This is a genomic window from Sodalis sp. dw_96, from assembly GCF_018449575.1.
Taxonomy (GTDB): Bacteria; Pseudomonadota; Gammaproteobacteria; order Enterobacterales; family Enterobacteriaceae; genus Acerihabitans.
Genome location: NZ_JAAVUT010000004.1, coordinates 244,431 through 261,647, shown reverse-complemented (window position 1 = coordinate 261,647; position 17,217 = coordinate 244,431). Strand labels below are relative to the sequence as shown.

The window sequence follows — 17,217 nt, the reverse complement described above, 5'->3', positions numbered from 1 at the left end:
GATAACGGTAAATTTTATGTCCTTATCTATTGAGACTCTCAGTCATATCGCCATTGAGCTGCAGTCGGGAATTTCCAGCCAGGACCGGTTTGCGCGGTTGATTAACGGCCTGCGGCGGCTGCTGTGCTGCGACGCCTTGGCGTTGTTAGGTTATGAACAGCAATTGTTCCGGCCGCTTGCCACCGCCGGGTTATCGCCCGATGTATTGGGTCGGCGGTTCCGTTTGTCCGAACATCCGCGCCTTGAAGCTATCGCCCGTGCCGGTGATGTGGTGCGCTTCCCAGCGGACAGTCAATTGCCGGATCCCTACGACGGTTTGGTTCCAGGCCACCAGCAGTTCAAGGTCCATGCCTGTATCGGCCTGCCGCTGTTTACCGATCAGAATCTGATCGGCGCGCTGACACTCGACGGCATGGATCCTCATCAGTTGGATCATTTCAGCGATGAGGAGCTGCGTCTGGTGGCGGCGTTATCCTCGGTGGCGCTCAGTAATGCCCTGTTGGTGGAACGGCTGGAAAGGCAGGTCATCGCGCCGGTGAGCACCGGCAGGTTATCTCCGGCGGTTGACGGCGACGAAATGATCGGCTTGTCGTCGGTGATGCAGCAACTGAAAAAAGAGCTCGATATCGTCGCCAATTCCGATCTGAATGTGTTGATCACCGGTGAAACCGGTGTTGGCAAGGAACTGGTGGCTCGGGCCATCCATCAGGGATCGCCCCGGGCGGCTAAACCGTTGATTTACCTTAATTGCGCGGCGTTGCCGGAGTCGGTGGCAGAGAGCGAGCTGTTCGGTCATGTAAAAGGCGCGTTTACCGGCGCTATACACCATCGTATCGGAAAATTCGAATTGGCGGATAACGGCACGCTGTTTTTAGATGAAATTGGCGAATTATCTCTGACGTTGCAGGCGAAATTGCTGCGAGTGCTGCAATATGGCGACCTGCAGCGAGTGGGAGACGATCAAAACCTGCGGGTCAATGTCCGTGTGCTGGCCGCCACCAACCGGGTACTGAAAGATGCGGTGGTGGCCGGTGAGTTTCGCGCCGATCTTTTCCATCGTCTGAGCGTGTTCCCGCTGCATGTGCCGCCGTTACGGGAACGGGAGCTGGATATCACTCTGCTGGCGGGTTTTTTTTGCGAGCGCAGCCGGGTCGCCATGGGGCTGAGCAGCCTGGTACTGACCCCTGCCACGCTGGCTGTGCTTACCGCTAACCGCTGGCCGGGCAATGTGCGGGAACTGGAGCATGCTATTTATCGTGCCACGGTCTTGGCGCGGGCGGAACAGGGTAGCGGCGATATTCTGTTAAAACCGCAGCATTTTGCCCTGGACGCGGCGCACCCGCACCCGGCGGTGGACCATCAACAGTATCTTTTAAAACCAATTGATCTGGTCAGCCTGCGCCAGGGAACCGATGATTACCAACGGCGGTTGATCCGCCTGACGCTGGACAGTTGTGGACACAACTGGTCAGCCTGCGCACGCCAACTGGCCATGGACCCTGGCAATTTACATCGGCTGGCGAAACGGCTTGGCGTTAAATGAATAGCATTCAAATTTATTGAATGTCTTTATCATGCTTATCCGGGTTCATTAGGGGGGCGAATCGCGTACCTTAATGGTTATGAAGCGCCAGAAGCGCCATACCCTTAAGGAATTACCATGAGCGAATCCCGTATGCCCGCGCTGTTTCTCGGTCACGGCAGTCCGATGAACGTATTGGAAGATAATCGTTATACCCGAGCCTGGGAACAGCTGGGGCAAACCCTGCCGCGTCCCCGCGCCATTGTGGCGGTTTCGGCCCATTGGTATACCCGGGGGACCGCGGTGACCGCCATGGAAAATCCGCGCACCATCCATGATTTCGGCGGATTTCCCCAGGCGCTGTTCGATATACGTTATCCGGCACCCGGCTCGCCGGCGCTGGCGAAAACCATTCAGGAACTTTTGTTACCGGTGGAAGTGACCGCCGATCAATCCTGGGGATTTGATCACGGCTCCTGGGGCGTGGTGAAAAAAATGTATCCCGCGGCGGATATTCCCATGGTGCAGCTGAGCATCGACGGGACTAAACCCGCCGAATATCACTACCGGCTGGGACGCGAACTGTCAGCCCTGCGTGACCAGGGCGTAATGATTATCGCCAGCGGCAATGTGGTGCATAACTTGCGCATGATAAACTGGCAGGGCACGGCCGAGCCGTATCCCTGGGCAGAGTCATTCAATCAATTTGTCCGTGACAATGTTGCCTGGCAAGGTGAGGGGCAGCACCCGCTGGTGGACTTTATGCGCCACGAAAGCGCGGCGTTGTCAAATCCCACCCCGGACCATTACCTGCCGTTACTCTATATTCTGGGGAGCTGGGACGGTAAAGAACCTATCTCGATCCCGGTGGACGGCATCGAAATGGCCTCGCTGAGCATGCTGTCGGTCCAGGTGGGTTGATATCCCACCCGCCTGAAAGGGCCAGGATATAAGGTGCTCGCTAACGGACCACGCACCCGGTCAGCCGAGTATGATGTGGGGATAAAACCGCGACAGATCCTGGGTGATACGCTCTTTATCCTCGCGGATACCGATGCCGCAGGGCTGGCCGTCCACCAGCCAGCTGCCGATGACGGTATAACTGTCGCCAAAGAGCGGCAGCGGGCAGTATTGCTGGATAATATACCCTTCCTCGCCATAAGGACCGTCCACGCGGGCGGTTTCCTGACCGTTTTCCACAATGCGGATATTGGCCCCTTCCCGTGAGAACAGAGGTTTCACCACATAGCTGTCCATGGGCGGCGGGTTGTCTTCGCTGAAATACGCCGGCAGCAGGTTAGGGTGGCCGGGGAACATTTCCCACAGCATCGGCAGCAGCGCTTTATTGGACAGGATGGCTTTCCAGGCCGGTTCCAGCCAGCGCACCCCGGCATCTTCCAGCTTGGTTGAAAAGATTTCCTTCAGCATGAATTCCCAGGGATATAGCTTGAACATATTGCCGATCACCTGGTTTTGTGTGTCGGTAAACTGCCCCTTTTCACCCAGACCGATCTCCTCGATAAACAGGAACTCGTTGGCCAGTCCGGCTTCCAGCGCGCAATCCTGCAGATATTGCACCGTGCCGCGATCTTCATCGGTATCCCGGCAACAGGCGAAATGCAGCAGGCCGAAGCCATGCCGCTCTTTCAGATCACGGAAACGGTCGATCAATTTTTCCTGCAGGCTGTTGTACTGATCGGCCCCGGGGGGCAGCTGTCCGGCTTTGATTTGATCTTCCAGCCAAATCCATTGGAAAAACGCCGATTCAAACAGGGACGTGGGGGTATCGGCGTTATTTTCCAGCAGCTTGGGCGGCTGCCGGCCGTCGTAAATCAGGTCTAGACGGGAATAAAGGGAGGGCTGGCCGCTGTGCCAGGCGTTGCGGACAAATTGCCAGGTATGCTTTGGGATGCGGAACTTGGTCATCAGCGCATCGCTGGCCACCACCTTTTCAACCACCTTCAGGCACATGCGGTGGATATCGGCGGTGGCGTCCTCCAGCTGGTCGATCTGCGCCAGCGTAAATTGATAATAGGCGTCCTCACACCAATAGGGCTCGCCGTACATGGTATGGAAATCAAAGCCATATTCGGCGGCTTTTTCACGCCAGTCCGGCCGTTCATACAGAGTGACCCGTTTCATCGATTAGCCGCCCATACTGCGGCGGGGCATGGGGGCGGCGGAACTGCGCTGCATCATGGTGTTCTGTTTGGCCACGGTTTCGCCAAAGCCGCCGCGGGTCACGGTGTTGGTGGTGGGGGGTTTGGGCGCCATCGCGGTTTTTGGCACATTCATGCTGCGACCGCTGGCCACCGGACCGTAATTACGGCCGCTGGCATCGACAAATTTGCCGTTGGCCGGGCTATTGGGCGCCCTGGAGGTGAACAGGGGCTGCTGGGAATAGCCGCCGCCCATCATCCGGCCCATCATATAACCGGCCATCAGCGGCATCCAGAAACTGCCGCTTTGCTGCGGTTCAGCCGCCGTGCCCGCCTGGGCCGGCACCTGGGTGCACTGATCCTCGCCGAACTCCGCCACGCAATCGGCGCGGGAAGTGTATTTGGGGGCGGTTTTCTTGGCATCCTGCAAGGCGTTCTTATAGGCCGTGGTGCACTGTTCGCTCATGGACGGATTGGCGCGGGAACAGTCGTCGCTGTTTTGATATAAGGTCACGTTCTCGTCGCTTTTTTCACAACCGGCAAGGACGAATACCGCGCCGACCGCCAGCGCGACCGGCGCCATACGATAAACCCGCCAGCGCTTGCGAAAGCCGGCGTGGTTAATTTCTTTTGTCCGTTTCATTATTTTCCTGCTTTATTAATGTTTTAACTTACCCAGAGTTCCCCTTAAGGATAGGGGAAAAACGTACAAATAAGAAGCATCGGCCACGCTTATGAAACAACTTTACAAAGTTATACATAACGATGAGAGGGGGGACAGGGAGATGTAAGGGAGAACAAGCCAGGCGGGAACGGGCCCGCCTGGATATGGCTTATTGCTGGAAGGGATTGCGTTTTTTCACCGAAGAAGAGGCCGGCACGGTGGCGCTCACCGGGGTGGCCGTCTGCCTGGCCGAATGGGCGGCGTCGGACGAATTACCGCGGGGCACCCGGGAGGTCTGGCCCGGGTTAGCGCCCTGGGCGTTGGCGTCCTGATTGGGATTCACCGGCGCCACTTGTTCTGGATTGGTGGCAATGGGTTCCCCAAGGGAGGCGTTCAGCGTCCGGATATCATCCTCATTAAGAGTGCCCAAGGCATTCTTAAGCGTCAGCTGATTGATTACGTACGTATAGCGGGCGGTGGAAAGATTGCGTTTGGCGTCATACAGGGTGGTGGTGGCGTCCAACACATCGACAATGGTGCGGGTGCCCACTTCATAACCGGCTTCCGAGGCGTCCAGAGAGCTTTGCGCCGAAATCACCGCCTGGCGATAGGCATCGATGCTGCTGATGGAGGCGGATATGTTGTTAAATGACGACCGCACGGTTTGCACCACGCTGCGATGGGCGCTTTCCAACTGTTCGCTGGCGCTGACAAAGCTGTACTGCGCCTGCTTGACCTGTGAAGTCACCTGGCCGCCGGAATAAATCGGCACGCTCAGGGTCAGACCGACGGCGTTCTGGCCGATATTTGAATTGGTATAATTGGCATTACCGTTGGTTCTTGAACCGTTATAATCGGTGTTGGTCAACGTCGAGGACGCGGTTAATGCCAGAGTCGGGTAATGGCCGGTTTCTTCCAAACGAATCTCTTCCCGCGCCACATCCTGCGACAAACGGGCGCTGAGCAGGCTCAGGTTGCGCATTTCCGCTTCTTTCAACAGCGAGTTGACCGGTTGCGGCTGGGCGGCATCAAAATGCTCTATATTTAGGGAGGCCAGCTGCGGATAAAAGCTGCCGCTTATCTGGCGCAGGCTTTCCAGGGCGTTATCCACCGTGTTGCGGGCGCTCACTTCGGCGGCCAGTACGGTATCATAGTTGGAGCGGGCGTTTTGTACGTCGGTAATGGCCACCAGTCCGACGTTAAAGCGCTGGGTGGTTTGGTCCAGCTCCCGATAAATCGATTGCTTTTGCGCCTCGGTATAAGAAAGTGCGTCGATGGCGCTTAATACGTTAAAATAAGCGGTAGCGGTATTAAGGATCAACGTCTGCTGCGCGGTCTGGTAAGTGACATCCTGCACGCCGGCGGTTTTTTCCTGCAATGTCAGCTCACGCCATTTTGACATATCGAAAATGGTCTGGGTGAGCTGCAACGAACCGCTGCCCTGATTGGAATTGATATCCCTTTGATCGCGAAAGCCATTGGTATAATTATAACCCACCGCGAGTCCAAGCTGCGGCAGCAAGGGGCTGCGGGCTTCGTTGATCTTTTCAAATGCCGCGTCGCGATCAGCTGCCGATGCGCGAAGATCCGGATTGGATAGCCGTGCCTGCTGATACACTTGAAGCAGATTTTCTGCCTGACTTAAAGTACTGAAGCCTCCGAGGCTCAGTCCAATAAGAAGGGGGAGCAGTTTCTTCATTTGCATTCCTTTTGATACAGCAAAATTGCTATGGTAGCGCTGTCGACAGATAAATATCGCCCGATTCTATCAGAGTCAGCGGAGTGTATGAGGTGGCTGAACGTGCCATCTTGTCTCTGTATCACAAAATTTATCACAAACCTGCACTTTGCGGCACAGTGATTGCTTTAGCAACCACGAAATGGCCGATTATACAGACTAGGAGTCGTTAAAATGGCATTAACCGAACCCACACCCGTTACATTCGGTAAAGAAGATGTAGAAATTATTGCACGGGATAAACTTTACAAAGGTTTTTTTTCTTTGGAGCTGTATCGGTTCCGCCATCGCCTGTTTAACGGCGAAATGAGTGAAGAAGTCACCCGGGAAATTTTTGAGCGCGGGCACGCCGTGGTCCTTCTGCCTTATGATCCAATACGTGACGAAGTTGTATTATTGGAACAAATTCGCATTGCCTCTTATGATAGCAGTCCGACCCCCTGGCTGTTAGAGCTGGTAGCCGGTATGATCGAGCCCGGCGAGACCCTCGAACAGGTGGCGCGCCGCGAGTCGGTTGAGGAATCGGGGCTTGAAGTTGGGCGCTGTAAACGGATGCTAAGCTATTTGGCAAGCCCGGGCGGTACCAGTGAACGCCTGACCATTATGGTGGGCGAAGTGAATGCCGGGCTGGCTGAAGGTATCCATGGATTGGTGGAAGAAAACGAAGATATACGTCTTCACGTGGTGAGTCGCGAGCAGGCTTACCGCTGGGTGGAAGAAGGCATTATCGATAACGCGGCCTCCGTCATTGCCCTGCAATGGCTGGCCTTACACCATGCATCCTTACGAAAAGAGTGGGCGGATTAATGACCAAGCGCTATACCCCTGATTTCCCGGAAATGATGCGCCTGTGCGAAACGAACTTCGCCCAGCTGCGCCGGCTATTGCCCCGTGCCAATGAAGTGGGAGAGATGATAGCCTATCAGGTGAACGGCGCCAGTTATCGCCTGACCATTCTGGAAGCGACCCGTTACACCACCCTGGTGCAAATTATCCAGACCGAGCCGTTGGTCAGTTTCTGGAGCCTGCCGTCCATGAGCGTCCGGCTGTATCACGACGCCATGGTTGCGGAAGTGTGTTCCAGTCAGCAGATCTATCGTTTCAAGGCACGGTATGATTACCCTAATAAAAAGTTACATCAACGTGACGAAAAACATCAAATCAACCAATTCCTTGCGGATTGGCTACGCTATTGTTTAGCGTACGGGGCGATGGCGATTCCAGCTTGTTAGGCAGATTTTAATAACCAAGGATACCCTTTGGAAAGCCTGTTGAGACTTCCTGTGGCGAATGGGGCCATAATCAGGATTTTACAAATCACAGACACTCATCTGTTTGCCGGTGAGGATGAGGCGCTGCTTGGGGTGAATACCTACCGTAGCTATTGCGCGGTACTGGACGCGATTGAGGCGGAACGGCATCGGTATGATTTGGTGGTGGCTACCGGGGATCTGGCGCAGGATCATTCACTTGAAGCGTATCAGCATTTCGCCGAGGGAATTTCGCGTCTGCCCGCGCCCTGCGTCTGGCTGCCGGGTAACCATGATTTTCAGCCGGCCATGGTCAAGGCGCTTGAAGAGTGCGGGATCTCGCCCTCCAAGCATGTGCTGTTGGGGGACAACTGGCAGTTGATTTTACTGGATAGCCAGGTATTCGGCGTGCCCCACGGCGAGCTGAGCGAATACCAATTGGAATGGCTGGATAAAACCCTCAGGATGCAGCCGGATCGCCATACCTTGCTGCTCCTGCACCATCATCCGTCCGCCTCGGGATGCATCTGGCTGGATCAACACAGCTTGCGCAATGCTCATATGCTGTCGGCGGTGCTGAGTCATTTCCCGCGGGTTAAAACCTTATTATGCGGGCATATCCACCAGGAGCTTGATTTGGACTGGCAAGGCCGGCGCGTACTGGCTTCCCCCTCCACCTGCGTGCAGTTCAAACCCCATTGCACCAACTTCACCATCGATTCCGTCGGGCCGGGCTGGCGTTATCTTGATCTCTACCCGGACGGCCGGCTTGAAACCGAAGTCCATCGTTTATCGGGCATAGAGTATTTGCCGGATACGGATTCGGAAGGCTATTAATGGCCGTTCTGCTCTATCTGCACGGTTTCAACAGCTCCCCTTTATCCGCCAAGGCGACTTCCCTGATGGCCTGGTTGCGTCAACACCATCCCGCCATTGAAATGATCGTGCCGCAGCTGCCGGTGTATCCCGCCGAAACCGCGGAATTGCTCGAAAGGCTGGTGCTGGAGAAAGCCGGCGAACCGCTGGGCCTGGTGGGCTCGTCCCTGGGCGGTTATTATGCCACCTGGCTATCGCAAACCTTCAAGCTGCCCGCCGTGGTGGTCAATCCGGCGGTACGTCCTTATGAGCTTTTAACGGGTTTTTTAGGCGTTAACGAGAATCCCTACACCGGTCAACGTTATGTGCTAGAGTCTCGCCATGTCTACGACTTGAAGTCCATGCTGGTTGAAAAACCGGCATCGCCGGACCTTATCTGGCTGCTGCAGCAAACGGGCGACGAGATCCTTGATTACCGTCAGGCGCAGGAGTACTACACTCATTGTCGTCAAACAGTGGAGTCAGGCGGAAATCATGCGTTTATCGGGTTCGAACATTATTTCTCACCCATTGTGGATTTCCTCGGGCTCGCCGCTGTCTGAATCCCCCGTGTGCCGCATAACGCGAATTAAGTCTTTCCGAACCGGTGCCCTTTGCGGTAGGCTCTCCAACAATTTGTTACGATAGTCGATTAAACCATGACACAAGAAACCTATAACGCCGACGCGATAGAAGTGCTCAGCGGGCTTGAGCCGGTGCGCCGCCGTCCCGGCATGTATACCGATACCACGCGCCCCAACCATCTGGGACAAGAAGTCGTTGATAACAGCGTCGACGAGGCGTTAGCCGGCCATGCCAAGCGCATTGAAGTGATTTTGTATGCCGATCAATCCCTCGAAGTGATCGATGACGGCCGCGGTATGCCCGTGGACATTCATACGGAAGAGGGTGTGCCGGCGGTGGAACTGATCATGTGCCGCCTGCATGCGGGCGGTAAATTTTCCAACAAAAGTTACCAGTTTTCCGGCGGCTTGCACGGCGTCGGCATCTCGGTGGTGAATGCCCTGTCCACCCGGGTGGATGTGACGGTTCGTCGTGACGGCAATATTTACGGCATCGCCTTCGAGAACGGCGATAAAGTTGAAGATCTGTCGATAAAAGGCACCGGCCCCAAACGCAATACCGGCACCAGCGTGCATTTTTGGCCCGATCCGCAGTTCTTCGACAGTCCGCGATTTTCCGCCTCGCGCCTGACCCATTTGCTGAAAGCGAAAGCGGTGCTCTGTCCCGGCGTTGAAATTGTTTTTATCGACCGGGTGAATAATACGGAACAAAGCTGGTGCTACCAGTCCGGTCTGACCGATTACCTCAATCAGGCGATCAATGGCCTGATTACCCTGCCCGAAGCACCGTTTGTCGGCAGCTTCGCCAGCGATACCGAAACGGTGGATTGGGCACTGCTTTGGCTGCCGGAGGGCGGGGAGCTGTTAACCGAAAGTTATGTCAACCTGATCCCCACTCCCCAGGGCGGCACCCACGTTAACGGGCTGCGGCAGGGACTGTTGGACGCCATGCGTGATTTTTGCGAATACCGCAATATCCTGCCCCGCGGCGTCAAGCTGTCGGCGGAGGATATCTGGGAGCGCTGCGCCTATGTGCTGTCGGTGAAGATGCAGGATCCGCAGTTTGCCGGCCAAACCAAGGAAAGGCTCTCATCCAGGCAGTGCGCCGCCTTTGTTTCCGGCGTGGTGAAAGATGCGTTCAGCCTGTGGCTGAATCAGAATATCCACATCGCCGAGCAGCTGGCGGAACTGGCGATTTCCAGCGCCCAGCGGCGCTTGCGGGCCTCGAAAAAAGTCGTGCGTAAAAAGCTCACCAGCGGACCGGCTTTGCCGGGCAAACTGGCGGATTGCACCGCCCAGGACCTGGCCCGTACCGAACTGTTCCTGGTGGAAGGGGACTCGGCGGGCGGTTCGGCCAAACAGGCGCGGGATCGTGAATACCAGGCCATCATGCCGCTGAAGGGCAAGATCCTGAATACCTGGGAAGTCTCTTCCGATGAGGTTCTGGCGTCCCAGGAGGTGCATGATATTTCGGTGGCCATCGGCATCGATCCCGATAGCGACGATTTAAGCCAACTGCGCTACGGCAAGATTTGTATCCTGGCGGATGCCGACTCGGACGGTTTGCATATCGCCACCCTGCTGTGCGCGCTGTTCGTGCGGCATTTCCGCTCGGTGGTCAAAGGCGGACATATCTACGTCGCCATGCCGCCGCTCTATCGTATCGACCTCGGTAAAGAGGTCTATTACGCCTTGGATGAGAGCGAGAAAGCCGGCGTGCTCGAACAGCTTAAACGCAAAAAAGGCACGCCCAACGTGCAGCGTTTTAAAGGGCTGGGGGAAATGAATCCGCTGCAATTGCGCGAGACCACCCTTGATCCCAACACCCGCCGGCTGGTGCAACTGACCATTGATGATGAGGACGTGGAGCAGACGCTGCTGATGATGGACATGCTGTTAGCGAAGAAACGCTCGGAAGACCGGCGCAACTGGCTGCAGGAAAAAGGCGACGAAGCTGAAATCGACGTGTGATAACTCTCTCGCGCCCGGCTTTTGTCAGGCGCTAAACGTTCTTTTTCGTGGCTCGTCATCTCGACGACATAACGTATTTACCCCCCTCCGCATTAATTGTCATACAAATATCATAACCTTTTTGCCCGCTGTCTCTCGATAGCGTTTAGTTAAGCACGGTTATACTTAGCTACGCTGTTGCCGCCCCGTTAGCCCAATGTTACTATCTGGCTGTCAAGACATACGGACGGTTAAACGGCTAAATTTCCCCAGACTGAGAGACAGCCCGCTTCAGGAGAAAGGATACTTATGATAGTGACTCAGCAATTAGCCGAGCTGGTGGCCGCATGCCATTGGATCGGCGCAAAAGGCTGGTGCCCGGCTACCGGCGGTAATATGTCGGTACGCCTTGACGGGCAAACCTGCTTAATCAGCGAATCGGGCCAGGATAAAGGCAGCCTGGAGGCCGGTCAGTTTCTGACGGTGGATATCCTGAGCCAACGGGCGCAGGACCACCGCAGGCCATCGGCGGAAACCGGCCTGCACGCGCTGATGTATCGTCGCTATCCGGACGTGGGCGCAATATTGCACACCCATTCGGTGAATGCCACCGTGCTTTCACGAGTGGAACCGCGTGATTGGCTGATCCTGGAGGGGTATGAGATGCAAAAATCCCTCAGCGGCGAGCAAAGTCATTTAACCCCGGTATCCATCGCCATATTCGATAACGATCAGGATATCGCCGCCCTGGCGGAACGAGTGGCGGCCCGGGACGAGCGGGATGGCCTGCGCCATGGTTTTCTGGTGCGCGGCCACGGCCTCTATTGCTGGGGGCGGGATGTTAAAGAGGCCAGCCGACATCTGGAAGGGTTGGAATTCCTGTTTCAGTGCGAGTTGCAGCGCCGTTTGCTGGAGGCGAAATGATCAAGACCGTCGTTACCGATATCGAAGGCACCACCAGCGATATCCGCTTCGTGCACCAGGTCTTGTTCCCTTATGCCCGGGAACGGTTGTCCGAATTCCTGCGCCAGCGTGAACATAAACCGGAAGTGGCGGCGGCCCTGGCGGAGCTGCGCCTGGAAATAGCACGTCCCGGCGCCACCATCGCCGATCTGATTGCCGCATTGTTCGGTTTTATGGATGAAGATCGTAAATCCACCGCCCTGAAAACGATACAGGGGATGATTTGGCGGGAGGGCTACCTGAAGGGAGATTTCCAAGGCCATCTCTATCCCGACGTCGCTCCCCAACTGGCGGAATGGCGGCAGCGGGGGATCTCGCTTTATGTCTACTCTTCCGGCTCGGTTGAAGCGCAGCAGCTGTTGTTTGGCTACAGCGAGTCGGGAGATTTGCGTCCCCTGTTCGACGGCTATTTCGACACCAGGGTAGGCGCCAAGAGACAGGCGGCATCTTACCGGAACATTGCCGCCCGGTTGCAGTGCTTGCCTCAAGAAATACTCTTTTTATCCGACCTTTGCCAAGAGCTTGATGCCGCACGGGAGGCGGGCTGGCGCACCTGCCAGCTGATTCGGGATCCGGTAAATTGCCCCCGGCTGCATCCCCAGGTTAATCATTTTCAGCAGATTGATTTACAGGAGCTTGCCTTATGAGCGCATTAACGATTTACACCGATTCCGATGCAAGCCGGCCCCTCTGGCAAAGCCATGACGCCGATGCCATTCGCGAACAGCTGAATGCGGTCGGCGTGCGTTTCGAACGCTGGCGGGCGGACGGCGAACTGGGCAGCGACCCACAACCGGAAGAGGTTATTGCCGCGTACCAACACGCCATCCAACGGCTGGTGGCGGAAAAGGGCTATCAAACCTGGGACGTTATCAGCATGCGCGCCGATCATCCCCAGCGGGAGGCTCTGCGCGCTAAATTTCTTTCCGAGCATACCCACGGCGAAGACGAGGTGCGGTTTTTTGTTGAAGGCTCCGGGTTGTTTTGCCTCCATATCGCGGGAAAAATCATGCAAATTTTGTGCGAAAAAAGTGACTTGATCTCCGTACCGGCGGGCACCCCCCACTGGTTCGATATGGGCGCCGCGCCGCATTTCACCGCCATCAGGCTGTTCGATAATCCCGAGGGCTGGATAGCCCGCTTTACCGGCGATACCATCGCCGATAACTATCCGCGCCTCGAACGCTAAGACCCGGCACGTCAGGCCCGCGATCACCGGTCGTGCAACAAACGTGTTAAAGGGAGACCGTGCCAATGGGGTCGAATCGGGCATGGTTTTTCTGCCCGACCGAGCGCCACATGGCACGGTAGGCCCGCGATCACCGATCGTGCAATAAACGTGTTAAAGGGAGACCGTGCCAATGGGGTCGAATCGGGCGTGGTTTTTCCGCCCGACCGAGCGCCACATGGCCCGCTAGGCCCGCTATCATCGAGTGTACAACGAGCCTGTTAAAGGGAGAGCGCGCCAATGAGGTCGAAGCGGGCGTGGTTTTTCCGCCCGCCGGAGCGCCTCATGGCACGCTAGGCCCGCTAACACCGATCGTGCAACAAACGTGTTAAAGGGAGAAGCGGCAAGGTATTCGGGTGTTAAATAAGCCATTAGCTAACCAACGATTGCCTGAATACCCCAGCTGCCACCTGATCGGAGGTAATAACACCGGTATCCAGCACCCAGGCGCTGATCAAGGCCGCGGGGGTCACATCAAACGCCGGATTATAAACCTCGGCGTTTTCCGGCGCCCAGCGGCAGCTGCCGAAACCGCCGCTCACGCCGGTGACTTCCCCCGCATCCCGCTGCTCGATGGGGATCCCGTCGCCGTTGGCGCAGGCCGCATCATGGGTGGTATGGGGCGCGGCGACATAAAACGGAACGCCGTGATAACGCGCCAGCACCGCCAGGCTATAGGTGCCGATTTTATTGGCCACATCGCCGTTGGCGGCGATGCGATCCGCCCCCACCCAAACGGCATCAACCTCGCCACGGGCCATCAGGCCGGCGGCCATGGCGTCACAGATCAGGATATAGGGTATGGACAGCTCCCCCAGCTCCCAGGCGGTGAGGCGTCCGCCCTGCAGCAAAGGCCGGGTCTCATCTACCCATACCCGCCGCACATTGCCCTGCTGATGCGCCCGGCGTATCACCCCCAGGGCGGTGCCGATGCCGGCGGTAGCCAGACCGCCGGTATTGCAATGCGTCAGCAGGCGGCTGCCGGGACCTACCAGCGTGGCGCCATGGGCGGCGATGGCATCGCACAGCCCCCGATCTTCCTCCACCAGCCGCAGCGCTTCCCGCCCCATGGCATCGATATAATCCGCCGTTGCCAGGGCTTCCCGCATCCGCGCCAGGTTATTCATCAGATTTACGGCGGTGGGGCGTGCCGCCAGCAGGTGCGCCAGCGCCGACGTCAGCTCCGCACGGGACATGCCCTCGGCAGCCAGCAAGGCCAGCAGCAGGCTGGCGGTTAAGCCGATTAGCGGCGCCCCGCGCACCCGCAGGGCGCGTATATGATCAATCAGCTCCTGCGCCGTTAAGACCGGATACCAGTTTTTTTGCTGCGGCAGCGCCTGCTGGTCCAAAATCCATAACCGGTTGTCCAGCACCCGCATACTGGTGGCGTTAATGTTCTGCATCGCTTGTTAAATCCTTTTAGGTTATTGCATCAAAATGGCTATTCTGCCAACATGACGTAAAGATGTATAGACGTCTAAACGTTTAATTTGAGGTGCTGAAAAATGTCCGCTTACCGTACGCTGACCGCCGCCGATGCCGTTGATTATGCCCGCCGTTATGCCGGGCTCAGCGACCCGGAAACGTTGATAAACGCCGAGGAGGTAGGCGACGGCAATCTCAATCTGGTCTTTAAAATCCTCGACGGCCGCGGTATCAGCCGGGTGGTGGTAAAACAGGCGTTGCCCTACGTACGCTGCGTCGGAGAAAGCTGGCCGCTGACTCTCGATCGCGCCCGTATCGAGGCGGAAACCCTGTTGGTGCACGAACGTTATTGTCCCCAGCATACCGTCAAAATCCTGCACCACGATGCCGGGCTGGCGGTGATGATCCAGGAGGATTTGTCAGCCATGTCCATCTGGCGGCGGGAGCTGCTTGCCGGGCGTTATTATCCCCAGGCCGCGCGCCAACTGGGGGAATACCTGTCCAGGACTCTGTTTTATACCTCGGATTTTTACCAGCATCCCCACGAGAAAAAGGCCGAAGTGGGCCGGTTCAGCAACCCGGAAATGTGCCAGATAACCGAAGATCTGTTTTTCACCGATCCCTACAGCGGCCATGACCGCAATTCCTACGAGACGGCGCTTGAGGATGCGGTGGCGGGATTGCGGACGGATCCGGATCTCAGGCTGGCGGTGGCGGCGCTTAAACATACTTTTCTCACCAAAGCGGAAGCGTTGCTCCATGGTGATATCCATACCGGCTCGATCTTCGTCGCCGCAAGTCAATTAAAGGTTATCGATGCGGAATTCGGTTTTTACGGTCCCATCGGTTTTGATATCGGTACCGCCATCGGTAATCTGCTGCTGAACTATTGTGGCCTGCCGGGATTGCTGGGACTGCGCGAGGCCGCCGCCGGACGGGAACAGCGGCTACAGGATATCCGCGAGTTATGGCAGGCCTTTGCCGAGGGCTTCCAGGCGCTGGCGGCGGAAAACACCCGGGATCTTACCCTTGCCGCGCCGGGTTATGCGCACCGTTTTCTACGGAAGGTCTGGACCGATGCCCTGGGCTATTGCGGCACCGAATTGATTCGCCGCACCATCGGCCTGGCCCATGTGACGGATCTGGATACCGTGGCCGATGCAGCCATGCGCCATGAATGCCAGCATCATGCCTTGAATCTCGGCAAAATGTTGATTCTGGCGGCGCCGCACATTGATGATTCGTCGGCGTTGATCGCCCGTATCCGGCAGAATGGCTAAGGTTAGGTCCGGGGACGCTTTCTGCGGCCCCGCCTGTCAATTTCATTTTCTTCTTCTATACTCATTTAGAGATATCATCAACTTACCTCCGCTTTGATGATGACTACCCCTAACAAGAAGGAAACGGAATGAAAATATTTCTCTGGATTATCGCGATTATCTTTATTGTCGGCCTGCTGACCATTACCGGCGTATTTAAATTAATTTTCTAGGACAAAACGGACGCCCTCAGGCTGCCAGGCGTATTCATCCCAGTCAGTCGATAATCGGCAGGCCGTGGCAGCCTAAAACCAACCGCGTTATTCAATAATCGGTTGGCCGCCGGCAGCCTTAAACTAACCGCGGTATTCAATAATCGACAGGCCGCCGTTATAGTCGGTGCTGTAGATAATCCCGCCGGCATCCACAAATACATCGCAGGACTGGATCACCCTTGGCCGCCCCGGACGTTTATCCATCATCACGGCCGGGGCGGCGGGCACCAGCGCCCCGGTTTCTCTCGGCCGATAGGGATCGCTGATATCGTAGGCCCGTACCCCGGCATTTTGATAGGTGGCGAAAATCAGCGTGGAACTGACAAAACTGCCCGGCCGGTTCTCATGCAGATTATGCGGGCCGAAATGTGCGCCCTTATTCTTATAATCCGCTTCGGCGGGCTGCGGAAAAGTGGCGATGCTCACCGGGTTTTCCGGCGTGCGGATATCAAACAGCCAGATCAGTTTCTCTCCGTCCTGCTGATTGTCCAGCACCGCCTCATCCAGGACTATCAATAAATCACGATCCGGCAAGGGCAGGGCAGTGTGCGTGCCGCCGCCGAAAGGCGGACTCCAGTTCCGGTGGCTTATCAGGGCGGGACGAGTGCGATCGGTAATATCCAGCAGGGTCAGCCCGCCGTCGCGCCAGCTGCCGTAGGCGGTATTGCCGCTGATAATGGCATGGTGCAGCGCGTAACGTTTACCCTCCGGCCAATCCGGTTGTTCACCCCCCGCACTGTACATACCCGGCAGCCAGTAGCGTCCGGCCACCGCCGGTTTGGCGGGATCGGACAAATCAACGGTGAGGAAAATATAATCGCTAAAACCGTCCAGCAGCGCCGAGACATAGGCCCAACGTCCCCCCACATACCAGATGCGATGCACGCCGATGCCGCTGAGCTTGAGGAAACCTATCTCCCGGGGCCGGTCCGGCACCGAGATATCAAAGATGCGCAGACCGGCGCTCCAGCCCCGTCGATCGGATTCATCCCCCACGGTATCCGTTACCGAACGGGTATAATAGACTTTCTCATCGGCGAAACGCGCATCGGCAAATAAATCCCGGGCATTCACCACCAGCAACAGATCGTCATGGGCCTGCAAATGCACATTCCAGGTTCCGGGCGGCGCGGGGATAAAACCCGCCGGTGTCGGATGTTTCACATCGCGGACATCCACGATGGAGACCCCCTGAGACACCATATGGCCGATATAGGCATAACCCCGGTGCACCATAATCTGCACACCGTCAGGTTTGCCGCCCTGATCGCTATAGCCAATCAACCGCATATTGCGGCTGTAATCGGGCGTGGGCAATAACCGAGACGTCATGGGAGAGACCTTA

Annotated in this window: 16 protein-coding genes; 11 read left to right on the top strand and 5 right to left on the bottom strand. The window is 56.7% G+C overall.

All coding sequences use genetic code 11. From position 1 onward, the window contains the following. Positions 1-16: 16 nt before the first annotated feature. Positions 17-1,543 carry a nitric oxide reductase transcriptional regulator NorR gene (norR, locus tag HB631_RS08865; protein WP_213990785.1) on the top strand — a complete coding sequence of 509 codons (1,527 nt, stop codon included), beginning with the start codon at positions 17-19 and terminating at the stop codon, positions 1,541-1,543. A gap of 117 nt (positions 1,544-1,660) precedes the next feature. Beyond that, complete coding sequence (gene ygiD, locus HB631_RS08860) at positions 1,661-2,443, top strand: 4,5-DOPA dioxygenase extradiol (protein WP_213990784.1); 783 nt, start codon at positions 1,661-1,663, stop codon at positions 2,441-2,443. A gap of 60 nt (positions 2,444-2,503) precedes the next feature. Here ygiD and HB631_RS08855 read toward each other — a convergent pair whose 3' ends face one another. From HB631_RS08855 to tolC, 3 genes are all read right to left on the bottom strand, one after another. Next, positions 2,504-3,664, bottom strand: a complete 1,161-nt coding sequence (locus HB631_RS08855) for a glutathionylspermidine synthase family protein (RefSeq protein ID WP_213990783.1) — start codon at positions 3,662-3,664, stop codon at positions 2,504-2,506. 3 nt (positions 3,665-3,667) lie between these two features. Further along, on the bottom strand, positions 3,668-4,324 hold the full coding sequence (locus HB631_RS08850) for a DUF1190 family protein (RefSeq protein WP_213990782.1): 657 nt from the start codon (positions 4,322-4,324) through the stop codon (positions 3,668-3,670). Between the two features lie 190 nt (positions 4,325-4,514). After that, positions 4,515-6,050, bottom strand: coding sequence for an outer membrane channel protein TolC (gene tolC, locus HB631_RS08845; protein ID WP_213990781.1), 1,536 nt, complete (start codon positions 6,048-6,050; stop codon positions 4,515-4,517). Positions 6,051-6,257: 207 nt separating this feature from the next. Here tolC and nudF point away from each other — a divergent pair, with 207 nt between their 5' ends. The 8 genes from nudF to HB631_RS08805 all read left to right on the top strand — a co-directional run bounded on the left by nudF (position 6,258) and on the right by HB631_RS08805 (position 12,874). Next, on the top strand, positions 6,258-6,890 hold the full coding sequence (gene nudF / locus HB631_RS08840) for an ADP-ribose diphosphatase (RefSeq protein ID WP_213990780.1): 633 nt from the start codon (positions 6,258-6,260) through the stop codon (positions 6,888-6,890). Continuing rightward, positions 6,890-7,315, top strand: a complete 426-nt coding sequence (locus HB631_RS08835) for a DUF1249 family protein (protein WP_213990779.1) — start codon at positions 6,890-6,892, stop codon at positions 7,313-7,315. Before nudF ends, HB631_RS08835 begins: the two co-directional genes overlap by 1 nt. A 27-nt stretch (positions 7,316-7,342) precedes the next feature. Beyond that, positions 7,343-8,170 (top strand): 3',5'-cyclic-AMP phosphodiesterase, encoded by an 828-nt coding sequence (gene cpdA / locus HB631_RS08830; RefSeq protein ID WP_213990778.1) that lies wholly within the window; start codon positions 7,343-7,345, stop codon positions 8,168-8,170. Further along, positions 8,170-8,751 (top strand): esterase YqiA, encoded by a 582-nt coding sequence (gene yqiA, locus HB631_RS08825; protein WP_213990777.1) that lies wholly within the window; start codon positions 8,170-8,172, stop codon positions 8,749-8,751. The genes cpdA and yqiA overlap by 1 nt, the downstream gene beginning before the upstream one ends. 96 nt (positions 8,752-8,847) lie before the next feature. After that, positions 8,848-10,743: a DNA topoisomerase IV subunit B gene (gene parE / locus HB631_RS08820; RefSeq protein WP_213990776.1), complete on the top strand. Its 1,896-nt coding sequence runs from the start codon at positions 8,848-8,850 to the stop codon at positions 10,741-10,743. A 288-nt stretch (positions 10,744-11,031) separates the two neighbouring features. Further along, positions 11,032-11,646, top strand: coding sequence for a methylthioribulose 1-phosphate dehydratase (locus tag HB631_RS08815; RefSeq protein ID WP_213990775.1), 615 nt, complete (start codon positions 11,032-11,034; stop codon positions 11,644-11,646). Further along, on the top strand, positions 11,643-12,332 hold the full coding sequence (gene mtnC / locus HB631_RS08810; RefSeq protein ID WP_213990774.1) for an acireductone synthase: 690 nt from the start codon (positions 11,643-11,645) through the stop codon (positions 12,330-12,332). The genes HB631_RS08815 and mtnC overlap by 4 nt, the downstream gene beginning before the upstream one ends. Further along, positions 12,329-12,874: an acireductone dioxygenase gene (locus tag HB631_RS08805; RefSeq protein WP_213990773.1), complete on the top strand. Its 546-nt coding sequence runs from the start codon at positions 12,329-12,331 to the stop codon at positions 12,872-12,874. Before mtnC ends, HB631_RS08805 begins: the two co-directional genes overlap by 4 nt. 410 nt (positions 12,875-13,284) lie before the next feature. Here the strand turns inward: HB631_RS08805 and mtnA are convergent, their stop codons facing one another. Beyond that, positions 13,285-14,316 (bottom strand): S-methyl-5-thioribose-1-phosphate isomerase, encoded by a 1,032-nt coding sequence (mtnA, locus tag HB631_RS08800; RefSeq protein WP_213990772.1) that lies wholly within the window; start codon positions 14,314-14,316, stop codon positions 13,285-13,287. Between the two features lie 102 nt (positions 14,317-14,418). Here mtnA and mtnK point away from each other — a divergent pair, with 102 nt between their 5' ends. Further along, the gene (gene mtnK / locus HB631_RS08795; RefSeq protein ID WP_213990771.1) at positions 14,419-15,618 is read left to right on the top strand and encodes an S-methyl-5-thioribose kinase; all 1,200 of its coding nucleotides are present in this window, start codon (positions 14,419-14,421) and stop codon (positions 15,616-15,618) included. A 335-nt stretch (positions 15,619-15,953) separates the two neighbouring features. Here mtnK and HB631_RS08790 read toward each other — a convergent pair whose 3' ends face one another. Next, entirely contained in the window at positions 15,954-17,204 is a 1,251-nt protein-coding gene (locus tag HB631_RS08790) for an LVIVD repeat-containing protein (protein WP_213990770.1), read from the bottom strand. Between the last annotated feature and the right edge of the window lie 13 nt (positions 17,205-17,217).